Origin of the sequence: Bizionia argentinensis JUB59 (assembly GCF_000224335.1) — a bacterium.
GTDB lineage: Bacteria > Bacteroidota > Bacteroidia > Flavobacteriales > Flavobacteriaceae > Algorimicrobium > Algorimicrobium argentinense.
This window is the reverse complement of sequence record NZ_AFXZ01000070.1, coordinates 17,273-34,482: the sequence shown is the minus strand read 5'-3', so window position 1 is coordinate 34,482 and position 17,210 is coordinate 17,273. Positions and strand designations below refer to the sequence as shown.

Genomic DNA, 17,210 nt, shown 5'->3' with positions numbered 1-17,210 from the left:
TCGTTAATAAGTAACCTGTTAAAAATTTTGACTTTATAAACTATTTTTCGTCTATTAGCATACCACGTATTAATTAGGGTATGATTTTTGTCCTTAACGATATGTTTTAGTACATTTAATGAAGAAAGGAATTATTTATGGATGACAATTTTTCACCAAGAGTTAAAGATGTAATTGCGTATAGTAAAGAAGAAGCCTTAAGGCTTGGCCACGACTTTATAGGCACAGAACATTTAATGCTTGGATTATTACGAGACGGAAGCGGTAAAGCTATTGATATTTTAAGTGCTCTAGAAATAGACCTTAATCACTTACGACGTAAAGTTGAGATTTTAAGTCCTGCCAACCCAAATTTGGCAGTTGCTTCAAATAACAAAAAGAACTTACACCTAACCCGACAAGCCGAAAGGGCTTTAAAGACCACATTTTTGGAGGCTAAACTTTTTCAGAGTAGCGCCATTAATACTGCACACTTATTATTGTGTATATTAAGAAATGATAACGATCCCACAACCAAGCTTTTAAATAAGCTAAAAGTGGACTACGATAACGTAAAAGAACAGTTTAAGATTATGATAACAAACGACGAAAATTATCCTGATATTACAGGGGAGCCGACATCGCAATCTTTTCCAGGTGACGATTCGGCAGCGGATGACGATACTTCAAAGGACAATTTATTTAATTCACCTACAGGAGGAAAAACGAATAAGAAGTCTAAAACACCAGTTTTAGATAATTTTGGTCGTGATCTTACAGCTATGGCCGAAGAAGGTAAACTAGATCCTGTAGTAGGTCGAGAAAAAGAAATTGAACGCGTTTCTCAAATTTTAAGTAGACGTAAGAAAAACAATCCACTTTTAATTGGAGAGCCTGGTGTTGGTAAATCGGCAATTGCCGAAGGTTTAGCAAATAGAATTGTGAGTCGTAAAGTATCTCGAATTTTATTCAACAAACGTGTGGTAACACTAGATTTAGCGAGTTTAGTTGCAGGTACCAAATACCGTGGACAATTTGAAGAGCGTATGAAAGCCGTTATGAACGAGCTGGAAAAAAACGAAGATATTATTTTGTTTATCGATGAAATTCACACCATTGTCGGTGCTGGTGGTGCCACAGGAAGTTTAGATGCTTCCAATATGTTTAAACCAGCTCTAGCTAGAGGTGAAATTCAATGTGTGGGTGCAACAACTTTGGACGAGTACCGACAGTATATTGAAAAAGATGGTGCTTTAGAGCGTCGTTTTCAAAAAGTGATTGTGGAACCTACAACAGTTGATGAAACTATTGAAATCCTTAATAATATTAAAGATAAGTATGAATCCCATCATAATGTAACCTATACTCAAGAAGCTATCGAGGCTTGTGTAAAATTAACCAACCGTTATATGACGGAACGTTTTTTACCAGACAAAGCTATTGATGCTTTAGATGAAGCGGGATCACGTGTGCACATTACTAACATTAACGTTCCAGATAGAATTGTTGAATTAGAAGAACAACTGGAAGCGGTTAAAGAAACCAAATCTTCAGTTGTTAAAAAGCAGAAATATGAAGAAGCTGCAAAACTTCGTGACGATGAAAAGCGTTTGGAGAAAGAATTAGCTATTGCGCAAGAAAAATGGGAAGAAGACACCAAATTACATCGTGTATCGGTTACTGAAGATAACGTAGCAGATGTGGTTTCGATGATGACTGGTATTCCTGTTAACAGAATTGCTCAAACTGAAAGTAATAAATTGGCTATTTTACCAGAACTAATAAAAGGTAAAGTAATTGGGCAGGATGAAGCTGTGGCAAAAGTTGTAAAAGCTATCCAGCGTAACCGTGCTGGATTAAAAGATCCAAATAAACCAATCGGTTCGTTTATATTTTTAGGTCAAACAGGTGTGGGTAAAACACAACTGGCTAAAGTACTTTCTAAAGAATTATTCGATAGTGAAGATTCCCTAATCCGAATCGACATGAGTGAGTACATGGAGAAATTTGCGATTTCTAGATTAGTTGGAGCACCTCCGGGATACGTGGGTTATGAAGAAGGTGGTCAATTAACCGAAAAAATTAGACGTAAACCTTACGCCGTTGTACTTCTTGATGAAATTGAAAAAGCGCATCCCGATGTATTTAATATGTTACTTCAAGTTTTAGATGATGGTTACTTAACGGATAGTTTAGGTAGAAAAATCGATTTTAGAAACACGATTATTATCATGACCTCTAATATTGGTTCCCGAAAATTAAAAGATTTTGGAGCTGGTGTTGGTTTTGGAACAGCTTCGCAGAAATCGCAGGAAGATGCTAATGCCAGAAGTGTTATTGAAAATGCCCTTAAAAAAGCATTTGCACCAGAGTTTTTAAACAGAATTGATGATGTGGTTATATTCAATGCTCTTGAAAGAGAGCATATCGATAAAATTATTGACATTGAACTGGAGAAACTTATTTTGCGCATAAAAGATATTGGTTACACACTTAAATTAAGTAAAGCCGCGAAAGATTTCATAGCCGATAAAGGCTTTGATAAACAATATGGTGCCAGACCTTTGAAACGTGCAATTCAAAAGTATGTTGAAGATGCTTTAGCTGAACAAATTATCAACTCGAAAATATCTGAAGGCGATAATATAATGATGGATTTAGATACTAAAACCAATGAATTAACTACTAAAATTGAATCAGGTAAAAAACCGACAGAATCTTAAAGTAAATCAAATAATTATTAAAAACCTCCGCTTATTTTTGCGGAGTTTTTTTTATGAAAAACTTTAATTAAGTTTGTAACATGCCAATAATTAAAAAATACCATTTTGGTGAAATATCATTTCACGAAAACTACATGATTGCGGTCATGAATGAAGGTCTCTCTATTTCATTAATTTTAAATAATGAACTTTATGGTATAGCAAGAAATCACTTTAAATTAAAAGATTTTGTCTATATAACACATCGAAAAAACTCCTATTCTGTAGACCCAAATATTTACTTTGAAATGTCGAAAATTAAAAACCTTATTGGTTTTGCCGTTGTTTTGGGAGATACGATTCAAATAGATAATACGGATTTCGAACGTTCTTTTATTAGTATCCCTTTTAAAGCATTTAATGCCCTGGAAGACGCCACGGATTGGGCAAACGATTTATGTGCTAAATAAAAATCTTATTTAGCAATTTTTAAAACCGCTACGTTCCTACTCATAAATTTCACGGTCATCAATCTGTAAATTGGTTAAAAATGCAATAGCATTCTGAATATCAATGTACAGTTCTCTATCATTTGAAACAAAAGTTACATCTTCACGAAATGCTGCTAGTACCGCTTCAATAAATGAAGAGGATTTTAAAGGCGCTCTAAAAAATAAAGCCTGGGACGCATTAAATAATTCAATAGCCAAAATACGTTCTATATTATTAATTAAAGTAAACGCTTGTGTAGCCCCATTTGCCCCCATACTTACGTGGTCCTCTTGTCCGTTGCTAGAAACAATACTATCAACACTGGCTGGACTTGCCAGCTGCTTATTAGCACTTACAATACTTGCTGCTGTATATTGCGGAATCATAAACCCAGAGTTTAAACCTGGATTATCCACTAAAAAAGTAGGCAAACCTCTTAAGCCTGATACTAACTGAAACACACGTCTTTCAGAAATATTACCTAATTCTGCCATTGCTATTTTTAAATAATCTAAAGCTAATGCCAATGGCTGACCATGGAAATTTCCGCCTGAAATTATTTCATCTTCCTGACTAAAAACATTGGGGTTATCGGTAACCGAGTTGATTTCCGTAATAAATGTTTTACGCACAAAATCTAAAGTATCTTTGGTTGCGCCGTGTACTTGTGGCATACATCTAAAAGAATACGGATCTTGAACGTGTTGTTTTGGTTGCAAAATTAACTCGCTATCCTGTAAAAATGTACGTACACGTTCAGCTGTTTTAATTTGTCCATTATGTGGACGCACCAAATGTACCAATTCATTAAATGGCTCTAATCTGCCATCAAACGCTTCTAATGAAATACTTCCTACTAAATCGGCTGTATAAGACAACTTATAAGACTTCATTAATAAATGAACACCGTAAGCGGTCATGAATTGCGTACCATTTAAAAGCGCCAATCCTTCTTTTGATTGCAGGGTTATTGGTTCCCATTTAAATGTTTTTAGAATAGAAGCGCCCGAAACAATGTCACCCTTATAATATACGTTTCCTTTTCCTATAAGCGGCAAGGCTAAATGCGCTAAAGGTGCTAAATCGCCAGACGCGCCTAACGAGCCTTGTGTATAAATTACAGGTAAAATATTGTTGTTATAAAAATCCATTAAGCGTTGCGCTGTTTCCAACTGAACGCCACTATGTCCATAACTTAAAGACTGGACTTTTAATAACAACATGAGCTTAACAATAGCTTTTGGTACGCGATCTCCGGTTCCACATGCATGGGACATAACCAAGTTTTCTTGAAGTTTTGTTAAGTTTTCTGTTGAGATTTTTACATCATACAATGAACCAAACCCAGTATTAATGCCATAAATAGGCTGATCTTGATTTTTTAATTTCTCATTTAAATAAGCCCGACAAGCTTCCATTTTTGTAATGGAGTCTTCTGATAAAGCTAACAGTTTATTTTCTTCCAGAATTGCTGAAATAGTTTCTAGAGTAATTGTTTCTTTGGATATATAATGTGTCGTTCTCATGCAGATAATTATTGTTCAAAATTCCGCATTCATTACCTATTATGCAAACAAATACTGATATTTCATTTAAATTCATCCTAAAACTCTATTTTTGAATAAACAAACTAATATAACTATGAAAAAAACATTGATTTTACTGTCAGCGTTATCAGTTTTGGCATGTCAAGAAGAAGCACCTAAAGACTATGCTACTTTCGCTGGAAAAATTACAAATAAAAATAGTGACTCGCTTGTGGTTAGAACCCGTGAGTACTCTAAAACGATCGCCGTGAAAGATGACGGTACTTTTAGTGATACGCTCAAGGTTAACACAGAAGTTTATAATGTATTTGATGGTACCGAATCCACTAACATTTTTTTAAAAAATGGTTTTGATATTAACATGACTGTCGATACCAAAGAGTTTGACGAAACAGTAACTTATAAAGGAAATGGCTCTGAACACAGTAATTTTTTAGCTAAAAGAGCCTTAAAAGAAGAACAACTATTAAATCTTGGAGAGTTAAGTAAAATTTCAGAGACGGAAGCGTTAGAAATTAAATTTAATGGTATTAAAACGGAATTAGATGAATTCTATAATTCTGATAAAGCGATTGATTCTACAATTATAGAAAACGCTAACAAGGATTTAGAGCCAATGCTTATGTCTTACAAATCTTATTTAGGCCAGTCTATTGCTTTAAAAAAGGAATTACCAAAAGGGATGGCTTCTCCTATATTTAAAGATTTCGAGAATATTGATGGAAGCACTACCTCGCTTTCAGATTTAAAAGGCAAGTATGTATATATTGATGTTTGGGCCACGTGGTGCGGACCTTGTATTGCTGAAATTCCATCATTAAAGGAACTAGAAAAAGAATATCATGATAAAAACATTCATTTTGTAAGCCTATCTGTGGACGACGGACGTGGATATAAAGCCGACTCTAGAGAGGAAGCGGCGGCATTATCTAAAGAAGGTTGGAAAAAAATGATTGCGGAAAAAGATTTGGGTGGTATTCAAATTATTGCTGCTGACGGCTTTCAGTCAGAATTCATTCAAAATTATAAAATTAACGGTATACCTCGTTTTATCTTAATTGATCCTGATGGAAACATTGTATCACCAGATGCACCTAGACCTTCAAGTGATGCTATTAAAGAACTTTTAACCGAATTAAATATCTAATTCCGAACCAGTTTAAAATTTAAAGAGTCGCAAATTTGCGACTCTTTTTTTATCCAAAATTTATTTTTTTGATTTTTAATCACTGCCTATTTTTCATTTTTCTTATTCTCGCCTTCTTTCTTATCTTCTTCGTTTCTTTCTGCTTTTGGCGATTCAGGTTGCGTGAACAAATCAATATACGCATCACCTAACGTTTCAATAACATGAGATGCTGTCATAGCTTCAAAGCCTAAATCTTGAACAGCGATATCAGCAGATTTTCCATGCAAATAAACACCAAATACAGCAGCTTTTAATGGTTCATAACCTTGAGCAATTAAACCTGTAATAATACCAGTAAGCACATCGCCAGTTCCGGCAGTAGCTAAACCAGGGTTTCCAGTGGAGTTAATATATATTCTATTCTTTAAAACCGTTAAGGTATGCGCACCTTTTACTACTATAATAAGTTTATATTTTTTTGAAAACGCCTTAACTTTTTTTAATTTCTCATAATCATTTTTCCATTTACCAATTAAACGCTCCAATTCTTTAGGATGAGGTGTTAAAATAGTATTTTCTGATAGTAACGACAGCAAATCCTTATTTTTCGCGAGTAAATTTATACCGTCTGCATCAATAACTAATGGTGTTTTATTTGTTTTTAGAAACGCTTTTAAGGATTCCTCTGTTTGTTTTGTGGTACCCAATCCAACCCCAAGTCCAATTACGGTTGGCGCAATTTCAAATTTAATATTACTGATAAATTCATCCTGCTCATCGGTAATTACCATAACTTCTGGTATACTAGACTGCATAGGAATATAACCACATTTGGGCAAAAAGGCTGTAACCAAACCAGCACCTACTGCCAAAGCAGAGCGACTAGCCAAAATAGCTGCTCCTATTTTACCATAACTCCCTCCTATAATTAAAGCATGACCAAAGTTTCCTTTATGCGAAAACTTGCCACGCATTTTATAAATAGGTAATACTTCTTGTTTTCCTATTAATTCAATATCGATAGGTGTATTAATTAAATAATTGGGATCTATACCCACATCCAACACCTCCCATTGCGTGGTATACTTGGCGGTATCCGGTAAAAAAAAGGCTAATTTAGGCGCTTGAAAACTCAACGTATGGCTAGCCCAAACAACAGCGTTCTCATCGGCAGGAACCTCGTCTGTTTCCATTCCTGAAGGCAAATCGATAGCTAAAGTAAATGCTTCCGAAGCTTTAAAGTGTTGAAAAAGTTTTACCACCCAATCAGCTGCTGGTAGAACTAAGCCAAATCCAAAAACGGCATCAATGATAATATCTTCAGATCCAATTTCAGGAAAATCATCTTTTGGCCCCATAAGCGTTGGCCATTTTTTTGTAATTTGCTTTATAAAATCATAATTAACAAGAAAATCTTTACTCCTGTTAACGCTAAAGTTAACCACATAAGTTTCCACATTATAACCATGATTAATTAAGTGTCGTGCTACAACCAATCCATTTCCGCCATTATTACCAATCCCGCAAAACACATGGATAGGCACTTGCGCACCTTGCATTCGGACATCCAACCAATTAAAAATTTGGATTCCAGCGCGTTCCATCAGCTCTGTAGATGTTATGTTATGGCGTTCAGCGGTGAGTTTATCGCCTTCGAATATCTGCTTATCTGAAAATATTTTCATGTATAAAATACTGTTTCAATAAATACTATAATGAAGACATTGTAATATTTACTATTAATGGTTTTGTAAAAATAAGTCTTTTGAAAGTCAATAACCAATATTCATGAATACACAACGCGTATTTATAAACTTAATGATTATCATATTTAAAAAGTCAATATTATTTCAATTTATAAACTTCCGTATAACATCTTGCTAGCCATTATTTCCAACTATCTAATGGTAAAATTAAAAATGATTTTTGAAGACACTTAGTATTATAATTAACAATTATTTAAATCTAGATTAGCTTAAAGTGTCACTTTAAAACAGATAAAATTCAATACATTTGCGAAACAATCGAAGTTTAATTAAAACATTCCGCTTACTCGGAAAAAACGTATGAAAAATATAGCTTTATCATTAACACATGAAGCACTAGGCGCAAAAATGGTGCCTTTTGCAGGTTTTAATATGCCCGTTCAATATGAAGGCGTAAATATCGAGCACGAAACAGTAAGAAAAGCTGTTGGGGTTTTTGATGTTTCACACATGGGAGAGTTTTTAATTGAAGGACCAAAAGCATTGGCTTTAATTCAGAAATTAACCTCAAACGATGCTAGTAAATTAACCATTGGAAAAGCACAATACACATATTTCCCTAATGAGACCGGCGGCGTTATAGACGACTTCATTGTTTATAAATTGGAAGAAGAAAGTTACTTATTAGTCGTTAATGCTGGAAATATTGAAAAAGATTGGAAATGGATCCAGTCTAATAATGATATTGGCGCTGACATTAGTGATGTTAGCGATACTTATTCACTTTTAGCTATTCAAGGCCCTAAAGCAATTGAAGCTATGCAACCCTTAACGAGTCATAATTTATCTGATATTAAGTTTTACAATTTTGTAGTAGGAGACTTTGCCGGTGCTAACGATGTTATTATTTCAGCAACGGGATATACAGGAAGTGGTGGTTTTGAAATTTATTGTAAAAATAAAGACGCTCAAAAAATTTGGGACAACGTTTTTGAAGCTGGTGCAAAATACGGTATAAAACCTATTGGTTTAGCTGCGCGTGATACACTGCGTTTAGAAATGGGTTATTGTTTATACGGTAATGATATTGACGAAACGACTTCGCCATTTGAAGCTGGTTTAGGTTGGATTACCAAATTCACTAAAGACTTTACTAATTCTGAAAATCTTGCTGAAGAAAAGAAAAACGGCCTAAAACGTAAGTTAATTGCTTTTGAGTTAGACGAAAAAGGAATTCCAAGAAGCGGCTATGATATTGTAGACACAGACGGAAATGTTATTGGAAAAGTAACTTCTGGTACCATGTCGCCTTCCTTAAAAAAAGCGATTGGTTTAGGTTATGTTCCTATGGATTATACCGCTGTTGATAGCAAAATACATATTCAAATACGTAAAAACGCCGTTCCTGCAACCGTTGTAAAACTGCCATTTTATAAGGGTTAATATATGATTGATTATCAATCCATTTTAAACAATATTTACGCGCGTGTAACACGGGAAACAGATAAAGGTAAAATTGCCAAATATATTCCTGAGTTATCGCGCGTTGATCCTAATCGATTTGGTATTCATTTAAAGCTTATTTCAGGTGAAGAGTTTTCGGTTGGCGATTCAGATGTTGGCTTTTCTATACAAAGTATATCCAAGGTATTAACGCTTTCTATGGCTATGAGTCAAGTAGAAGCGAAAATTTGGAATCGTGTGGATGTTGAACCTTCTGGAAACCCATTTAATCATTTATCTCTTTTAGAGCTAGAAGAAGGTATTCCTAGAAATCCGCTGATAAATTCTGGGGCTATCGTAATTGCTGACATTTTAGTTTCCCAATTAAAAGACCCGAAAGCCGAATTTTTAAAGTATGTTCAAGATATTACTGGCGATCCTTCTATTTCATATAATTTAAAGGTGGCTCAATCTGAGAAAGAAACGGGTTTTAATAACTATGCAGCGGCTAATCTTTTAAAATCTTTTAACAATCTAAATAATTCAGTTGATGCTGTTTTAGATTTTTACTTCCATCAATGTTCATTGGAAATGAGTTGTGCGCAATTATCCAAAGCTTTCTTTTTATTTGCTAATAAAGGTCTTTGTTTGAAAAATGTAGCGCGATTAACCAAAAGTCAGGCCAAGCGTATTAATGCCATTATGCTAACATGTGGTTTTTATGATGAAGCAGGCGAATTCGCTTTCGAAGTTGGCTTACCCGGAAAAAGTGGCGTAGGCGGTGGTATTGCAGCCTCCCTTCCAAATGAGTTTAGTATTGCAGTTTGGGCGCCAGGATTAAACCCACAAGGAAATTCGAAATTGGGTATGCAAGCACTGGAACGCTTTACAACCCTTACTAATCAATCTATTTTTTAATAATCAATTCCTTTTAGTTGGCCATGTCGGCAATAGAAAACAAACATAGAATATTAATTTTAGGTGCAAGTGGTTTTATAGGAAATGCTATTTACAAAGAGCTCTGCTCCTATTTTAGAACCTTTGGAACCTACCGAACACCCAAATTGGAATTTGAAAAAAATCAACATTTTTTTCAATACAATATTGAAGAAGATGATATATTTGAAATTCTAGAAATAGTAAAACCTACCATCATCATTTCGGCACTTCGTGGCAATTTCAATGCTCAAATTATTGCACATAGCCATATTGCGCAATATATGCAGTTACATAAAAGTAAGTTGCTGTTTTTATCTTCAGCCAATGTTTTTGATTCCTACAGCAAATACCCCAGCTACGAAATAGACAAAACTTTTAGTCATAGCGTTTATGGGCATTTTAAAATTAAAATTGAAAATATGCTATTGCGTTTACCAAAACGTCAAGTTGCAATTATTAGATTGCCCATGGTTTTTGGAAATGCATCACCCAGAATAACGGATATTAGAGAATTTATATTAAACAAAGAAGCTATTGAAGTATTCCCAAATCTGATAATGAATGTTGCAACAGAGATTAAAGTAACGCAGCAAATTCATTATATTATAAATAGAAATAAATGCGGTATTTTCCATGTTGGAAGTGCAGATTTAGTACATCATGATGAATTTATTTCCGATATTATAGAAACTTTAGGTTATAAAGATGTCCTTCTTAAAAACGTTTACACCACTAATGATGAGCGTTATTTAGCCGTCTTACCAAAGTTTAATTTACTACCGAAACACTTACAGTTTACCAGCAAAGATTTTATAACAGAAATAGCTATTTAATTGGTTCTCATTTATAATTTAGCTATATTAATGTCACTAAAAAACAGACATTATTATGAGCAAGTTATCAGAAGAAGATATTCAGAAAAAACTATTACAATTTCCAGATTGGGACTATTTTGATGAAGCAATTCATGCGGAATTCGAATTCGAAAATTTTAAAGATTGCTTTAGCGCTATGAGTCGAATTGCTTTTGAGTGTGAAGCATTAAATCATCATCCCGAATGGACAAATTTGTATAATGTATTAAACATATCCTTATCCACGCATGATGCCGACGGTGTAACTAATAAAGATTTTAAACTAGCGAAAGCTATTGATGCCATTGTTGTTCCTGAAGATGAGGAGTAAATATGGCATGTCTTTTAAGAGATATCTCTAAATATAATTCAAGTTATTTTTAGAGATTTTTTTATATACAGTTAATGGATTTTGTTAAATTTGCCTTATTAATAACTTAATCGAGTTTCCCACTTTCCTATCTTACGACAGGCAATCGTGGGAAAAAATAAAAAATTGTTTTATGGGAAGAGCTTTTGAGTTCCGAAAGGCGCGAAAAATGAAGCGTTGGTCTGCAATGAGTAAAGCCTTTACGCGCATTGGTAAAGATATAGTTATGGCCGTTAAAGAAGGTGGACCCGATCCAGATTCTAACTCCAGATTACGTGCAGTAATTCAGAACGCCAAATCGGTAAACATGCCGAAAGACAACGTAGAACGAGCTATAAAACGTGCTTCCGATAAAAGTCAAGGCAATTATAAAGAAGTGATTTTTGAAGGATACGCGCCTCATGGTATAGCAATTCTTGTAGAAACCGCTACAGATAATAATATGCGAACGGTTGCTAATGTAAGAAGCTACTTCAATAAATGTGATGGTAGCCTAGGCACGTCTGGCTCTGTTGTTTTTATGTTTGACCATACGTGTAATTTCCGTATTCCTGCTGAAGGATTAGACCCAGAAGAATTAGAATTAGAATTCATTGATTTTGGAGCTGAAGAAGTATTTGGAGACGATGATGGTATTTTAATTTATGCACCTTTCGAATATTTTGGCGCCATTCAAGCAGAGTTAGAGAGCAGAGAAATTGAAATTTTATCATCTGGTTTTGAACGTATTCCACAAGTAACTAAAACGATAAGCGCAGAAGAAATTGCTGATGTTGAAAAACTTCTAGAAAGATTAGAAGAAGATGATGATGTACAAAACGTGTATCATACTATGGAGGAAAGTTCGGATGCCTAATAATTAGACTATCATTTTGATTACATCATTTAACATTCATTTAGTAATGTTCGAGGGTTTTAAATAAATTATATTTTTATATAAACAATATTTAATTCGAGGTAAACATCTTGTTTTAAGAACTTTAACGCATTCCAAAGTATAGGTGTTTTTCATTTTACTTTATAACCTATAAAATCACAAAATTCGTTTTAGTTTACTATTTAGTTAAAAATGTAACAAACTTTATCTAAATTCGTCTTAATCTAAAACATAATTATGCTCTTTAAAAATATAAAACAAACGCTTTTTTCAGTTTTAATTTTTGTGTGCTCTTTAAGTAGTTTAAGTCAAACTATACGCGGTAAAATTTTAGATACTCATAACATTCCAATTCCTTTTGCTACAATACAAATTGGTGATGATTATGGCGTTATTTCTAATGATGAAGGTAATTTCACCATTCACACATCTAGTTTTCAAGACAAAGATTCAGTTCATATTTCCTGTATGGGTTATGAGAAAATCGGTTTCCAGGTACAAGAATTTCAATCTAAAAATTACACACTTACCGATCACGTTAATGAGCTTTCAGAAGTATATGTTACAGATAGAAAGTTAAGTATCGACTCTATATTATATTATGTAAATGCTAATGTTTCTAAAAACTATAGACTAAACAACCATTCATTTAAGCTTTTTGGCAGAAGAACGGAATATGTAGCTGGTAAAGTCGCTGAATTTGAAATTACAAAATCCCCTAATTTCAAAAAGAAACAGCTAGAAGCTTTCAACAAAGATTTTGAAGACCTCGGTAAATCCTTACTAAATAATAACTCCAAACAATATACAGATATGGTTTCCACCTTGTATATAAAGGATGCTAAACACGCCAAATTAGAGGTTGAAAAAGCCGTGCGTCTATTAGATGAGCGCAACGACCAATCATTAGAAAAAATGGTTGAAAAAGGTAACGATATTGTTTTAAAACATTTAGACACCAGCAAGGTTTATACGGTTAAATCTGGTTGGTTTAAAGTTTCTGATTCCGTTTCTTTTAATAAGCGAAACGATAAAGTATCAGATTCTATAAATGCAATTCGCTTTATACGAGAAGCCGCCTTAAATATGGTTAAAGAGGTTAATCCTATTACAGAAGATTTGGAATTAGATTTTATTACTAATACGAGAAAATATGATTATGAGCTCAAGGATTTCACTTATTTGAATGACGAAATTGTTTATATAATCGATTTTAAACCTAAACGTGGTTCTGCAAATTATGAAGGAACAATGTATGTTTCCAATCAAACTTTTGCCGTTTTAAGAGCTGATTATGCATTTTATCCCGGACGCGAGGGTAAAAAATTTAATCTACGTTTAATTTTAGGTGTTAAATATGTTGAAAAAAATAAAGCAGGTTCGGTAGCTTACAAAAAAGATAGTGATGGCTATTATTATCCATATTATATAAAAAATGAAGTGGACCGTTATTTTTATATTAATAGACCAATAAAATTTATAGACAATGATGACCGCAGCAATAAAGTAGCTTTTAATTTTAAAATGGAAGGGACTTTTAAAGAACGTACCGAAATGTTAACATTGGATGTAAACATCATGGATGAAGCCATTTTCAATGCAGTTACAGAACCTAAAACTCTAGATTACGAAACGAAAAAGAAATACGACCCTGCCATTTGGAAAAATTACAACGTGATAGAACCGCTTCAGGAAATGAAAGATTTTAAAGTAAAAAACTAATCGTAACTAAAATTAGTTAAATAGATATTATAAGCTTAAAAATAAAAAAATGCTACTCTCGTCAAGTAGCATTTTTATTATAAATATATAGTGCTTAATTCTATGAGTAAGATGCAACCTTTCCCTCTATTCCCTTAAAAAAGGCTTTCATAAAGGCAAAATCTGCTTCTAAATCGTCCGTAGGATAGAAAGGTTCCGAAATATTGTTTTGTTTATTTTTAAAATCCAAGCTAAACATTATAATCGGTACGTTGGCGGCTTTGGCTATATAATAAAATCCAGTTCGCCATTCGGTGACTTTTTTTCGTGTGCCTTCTGGCGCTAATGCTAGTCTAAATTCATCATGTTCTGCAAATAATTGAGCTATAGCTTCCACCTTATTTTGGTTCTCACCTCTATCGATTGGTGCGCCACCTATGGCTTTCAAATACCAGCCAATTGGACCAATAAACAGTTCCTTCTTTGCTATGAAATTAGATTTTAATTGGCTTACATTTCGTAATAAAACACCAATATAAAGATCATGCCAACTCGTATGAGGCACGCCTATTAATACTGCTTTTTTTACGGTATCCTTTGAAAAATTCACATTTCCAGTAACGCGCCAACCAAGCATTTTAAAATAAATGAATTCTGCTATACGACGCATGCTACATCCTGGAATAAAGGTCTCTTAATTTTTCACGTGTCATCACTTTTTTCCAGTTTTTACCCAAAGCATTTTCCCATAATGGTTCTAAACTTAAAGCAACATCAATCATTATATCAAACTCCTTGTCACTTAGATTGGCACAAATACCTTGCGGTAGTTTAATATCATGTTTGGCTTTCATTTCCTTAAAAACTTTTACACCTTCAGGGTAAAACTCTTCTAAATGATCAAAAACAATACAGTTACCAATGCCATGTTTAGTTCCTAATAAATAACCTAAACCATAACTCAAAGCGTGCGCAACACCGACTTGCGAATAAGCAATACTCATGCCACCATGCCAAGAAGCCATCATGAGTTTATCTTGTGCTTCTTCTTCAGATAAATTATTATCTAAAAACAACTCAACACATAATTCGTAGGCTTTTTCACCGTAACTTTCACTAAAAGCATTTAAATACGTACCTTTTAGAGACTCTACACAATGTATAAAGCAATCCATGCCCGTATAAAACCACTGATCTTTTGGAACGCCTTTTGTTAGTTCAGGATCCAAAATAACCTGATCAAATGGTGTGTAATCGGAGTTGATACCTAATTTCTTTTCTGGACCTGTTAATACGGTTGTTCTAGAAACTTCCGCACCTGTACCAGAAATGGTAGGAATACCAACATGATAAAGCGCTGGATTTTTTACTAAATCCCATCCTTGATAATCTTTAGCTTCTCCTTGGTTAGTTACCATTATAGCTACAGCTTTTGCCATATCCAAAACGGTTCCGCCACCAATACCTATAATTCCTGAAGGGCGTTGTTTGCAGGTTAATATAATATCTTCCACAAGTTCATCTACTTGCGATGTTTTGGGTTCCTCTTCGGCTGATATATATATTATTTTATCCTCATAAGCCAGAGGAATACGACTTGTAAGATCTGGATCTTTTTTAAAAACATCATCTACTAAAAAAATAAATGGCGCGATTGTACTTAATCGCTTGGGAACCAAAATATCTTCTAATTGACTAAAACTTCCTCGACCAAAAACAACTCGAGACACCATTGGGTAATTTTTGTAACTCATGTAATATTGTTCTGTAATAGAAAAAAACAGTACTGTTTTAAAATTCTATTTAATTAATCTCTCCTTAATTATATGACTATTAATTTCAATCTATAAATATCGTTATAATTTATGAAATCAGCTGATACTAATGTAATAATTCCAGTAAATCCCTTAAACATTTTATAGTTTTATACGCTTTTCCATTGGTTTCCTGCTTATTTACTTGCTCATGAATCCACGTGGTATGGAACGGAACATGGATGGCATGCGCTTTTAAATTAACAAGCGGTAAAATATCTGACCTCAATGAATTTCCAATCATTAAAAACTCCGACGGCTTAATGTCTAAATGGTTTAAAAGTCTGGAATAATTGCTCTCTTTTTTATCACTTAATACTTCAATATGATGAAAATAATCTAACAATCCTGATTTTTTCAATTTTCGCTCTTGATCTAATAAATCGCCTTTCGTCGCTAGAATTAATCGGTATTTTTTTGATAGTTCTTTAAGCACTTCTTCTACACCATTTAACAATTCTATAGGTTTCTCTAGCATATCTTTTCCTATATCTAGAATAGCCTGCATAGTTTTAGCATTGACATCATTATTGGATAATTCTATAGCTGTTTCCACCATAGAAAGCACGAATCCTTTTACGCCATAACCATAAATAGGTAAGTTTTTTATGTGCGTTTTAAACAACTCCTGATCTATTTTATTTAAGGTTTCGTAAGGTACTAATAAGTTCCCAAAAGCCACTTCTGCCTCACGGAAATAGGTTTCATTAACCCAAAGCGTATCATCGGCATCAAAACCGATAACTTTTATGTTGTTATAATTTACTTCCACAGTTTATTGGCTAATTCTAAATCTTCAGGTGTATCAATTTCGACACCTTGAACATATGATTCCACCATTTTTATTTTTTTACCATATTCTAAATAGCGAATACATTCAATTTTTTCTGAAGCTTCCAATTGTAACATGGGAAACTGGTAAAAATCTAATAGCGCTTGACGTCTAAAAGCATAGACACCTTTATGTTTATAGTACTTTACGCTAACTTCCTTATCCCTTGGAAATGGAATAGGACTTCTTGAAAAGTATAATGCGAAATTAGCTTTATCTACAATAACCTTTACGGTGTTTGGGTTGGTAATTTCTTCCCAATCCTGAATATGTACCATTAAAGAGGCCAAGTCCACTTCTTTTGAAGGATCGTTATCAAAAATGGCAATCAGTTTTTTTAATGATGCTATTTCGGTAAAAGGCTCGTCGCCTTGGACGTTTACCACAATATCTACATCATCCATGGTTTCAATAGCTTCGGCAATTCTATCGCTTCCACATTCATGTTCTTTTATACTCATAATGGCTTTTCCGCCATTATTTACAATTTCATCATAAATAATATCACTATCCGTTACCACAAAAACATCATCGAATAAATTAGTGTTCAATGTAGCTTCGTAAGTTCTTAAAATCACCGATTTGCCTGCTAAATTTTGCATAAGTTTACCGGGGAAACGGGAAGCCTTGTAACGTGCAGGTATCATGGAAATTATTTTCATGTGTTCTTAATTATTGTGTTTTATTTGGTCTCACCTGCTAGTAGGCAGGTGTATTTTGCAAGTAATGAGTTTTTTAGTTATTAAAATTTTCAACATGCATATTTTATAAAAAAACAGGATGAAACAATTTCAAAAATAAGACAATTATACCTCTTTTCAAGAT

General features: G+C 33.7%; 15 protein-coding genes. 9 read left to right on the top strand and 6 right to left on the bottom strand.

Annotated elements, in window-relative coordinates:
* The first annotated feature begins 137 nt into the window (after positions 1-137).
* Together BZARG_RS15075 and BZARG_RS15070 are read left to right on the top strand one after the other, a co-directional pair.
* Complete coding sequence (locus tag BZARG_RS15075; RefSeq protein ID WP_008639879.1) at positions 138-2,702, top strand: ATP-dependent Clp protease ATP-binding subunit; 2,565 nt, start codon at positions 138-140, stop codon at positions 2,700-2,702.
* An 80-nt stretch (positions 2,703-2,782) separates the two neighbouring features.
* Positions 2,783-3,151 carry a hypothetical protein gene (locus BZARG_RS15070; protein ID WP_040288962.1) on the top strand — a complete coding sequence of 123 codons (369 nt, stop codon included), beginning with the start codon at positions 2,783-2,785 and terminating at the stop codon, positions 3,149-3,151.
* Between the two features lie 36 nt (positions 3,152-3,187).
* Here BZARG_RS15070 and hutH read toward each other — a convergent pair whose 3' ends face one another.
* Positions 3,188-4,699 carry a histidine ammonia-lyase gene (hutH, locus tag BZARG_RS15065; RefSeq protein ID WP_008639889.1) on the bottom strand — a complete coding sequence of 504 codons (1,512 nt, stop codon included), beginning with the start codon at positions 4,697-4,699 and terminating at the stop codon, positions 3,188-3,190.
* Positions 4,700-4,814: 115 nt separating this feature from the next.
* Between hutH and BZARG_RS15060 the strand changes: the two genes are divergently transcribed.
* Positions 4,815-5,867 carry a TlpA family protein disulfide reductase gene (locus BZARG_RS15060; RefSeq protein WP_008639915.1) on the top strand — a complete coding sequence of 351 codons (1,053 nt, stop codon included), beginning with the start codon at positions 4,815-4,817 and terminating at the stop codon, positions 5,865-5,867.
* 86 nt (positions 5,868-5,953) lie between these two features.
* On the opposite strand, the gene BZARG_RS15055 is transcribed toward BZARG_RS15060, so the two are convergent.
* Positions 5,954-7,534 carry a bifunctional ADP-dependent NAD(P)H-hydrate dehydratase/NAD(P)H-hydrate epimerase gene (locus BZARG_RS15055; protein WP_008639906.1) on the bottom strand — a complete coding sequence of 527 codons (1,581 nt, stop codon included), beginning with the start codon at positions 7,532-7,534 and terminating at the stop codon, positions 5,954-5,956.
* Positions 7,535-7,915: 381 nt separating this feature from the next.
* Between BZARG_RS15055 and gcvT the strand changes: the two genes are divergently transcribed.
* From gcvT to BZARG_RS15025, 6 genes are all read left to right on the top strand, one after another.
* Positions 7,916-8,998 carry a glycine cleavage system aminomethyltransferase GcvT gene (gcvT, locus tag BZARG_RS15050; protein ID WP_008639919.1) on the top strand — a complete coding sequence of 361 codons (1,083 nt, stop codon included), beginning with the start codon at positions 7,916-7,918 and terminating at the stop codon, positions 8,996-8,998.
* A 3-nt stretch (positions 8,999-9,001) separates the two neighbouring features.
* Entirely contained in the window at positions 9,002-9,916 is a 915-nt protein-coding gene (locus tag BZARG_RS15045; RefSeq protein ID WP_008639909.1) for a glutaminase, read from the top strand.
* A gap of 23 nt (positions 9,917-9,939) precedes the next feature.
* Positions 9,940-10,770: a sugar nucleotide-binding protein gene (locus BZARG_RS15040; RefSeq protein ID WP_040288960.1), complete on the top strand. Its 831-nt coding sequence runs from the start codon at positions 9,940-9,942 to the stop codon at positions 10,768-10,770.
* Between the two features lie 55 nt (positions 10,771-10,825).
* The gene (locus tag BZARG_RS15035) at positions 10,826-11,122 is read left to right on the top strand and encodes a 4a-hydroxytetrahydrobiopterin dehydratase (RefSeq protein ID WP_008639885.1); all 297 of its coding nucleotides are present in this window, start codon (positions 10,826-10,828) and stop codon (positions 11,120-11,122) included.
* Positions 11,123-11,294: 172 nt separating this feature from the next.
* Positions 11,295-12,017: a YebC/PmpR family DNA-binding transcriptional regulator gene (locus BZARG_RS15030; RefSeq protein WP_008639913.1), complete on the top strand. Its 723-nt coding sequence runs from the start codon at positions 11,295-11,297 to the stop codon at positions 12,015-12,017.
* Positions 12,018-12,275: 258 nt separating this feature from the next.
* Positions 12,276-13,760, top strand: a complete 1,485-nt coding sequence (locus tag BZARG_RS15025) for a carboxypeptidase-like regulatory domain-containing protein (RefSeq protein WP_008639895.1) — start codon at positions 12,276-12,278, stop codon at positions 13,758-13,760.
* Between the two features lie 100 nt (positions 13,761-13,860).
* Here the strand turns inward: BZARG_RS15025 and BZARG_RS15020 are convergent, their stop codons facing one another.
* The 4 genes from BZARG_RS15020 to kdsB form a co-directional block, all read right to left on the bottom strand.
* Positions 13,861-14,409 (bottom strand): 1-acyl-sn-glycerol-3-phosphate acyltransferase, encoded by a 549-nt coding sequence (locus BZARG_RS15020; RefSeq protein WP_008639893.1) that lies wholly within the window; start codon positions 14,407-14,409, stop codon positions 13,861-13,863.
* A gap of 1 nt (position 14,410) precedes the next feature.
* Complete coding sequence (locus tag BZARG_RS15015; RefSeq protein ID WP_040288957.1) at positions 14,411-15,493, bottom strand: iron-containing alcohol dehydrogenase family protein; 1,083 nt, start codon at positions 15,491-15,493, stop codon at positions 14,411-14,413.
* A 127-nt stretch (positions 15,494-15,620) separates the two neighbouring features.
* Complete coding sequence (locus tag BZARG_RS15010; RefSeq protein ID WP_008639925.1) at positions 15,621-16,325, bottom strand: HAD family hydrolase; 705 nt, start codon at positions 16,323-16,325, stop codon at positions 15,621-15,623.
* Positions 16,316-17,032: a 3-deoxy-manno-octulosonate cytidylyltransferase gene (gene kdsB, locus BZARG_RS15005; protein WP_192807239.1), complete on the bottom strand. Its 717-nt coding sequence runs from the start codon at positions 17,030-17,032 to the stop codon at positions 16,316-16,318. The genes BZARG_RS15010 and kdsB overlap by 10 nt, the downstream gene beginning before the upstream one ends.
* Positions 17,033-17,210: the final 178 nt, after the last annotated feature.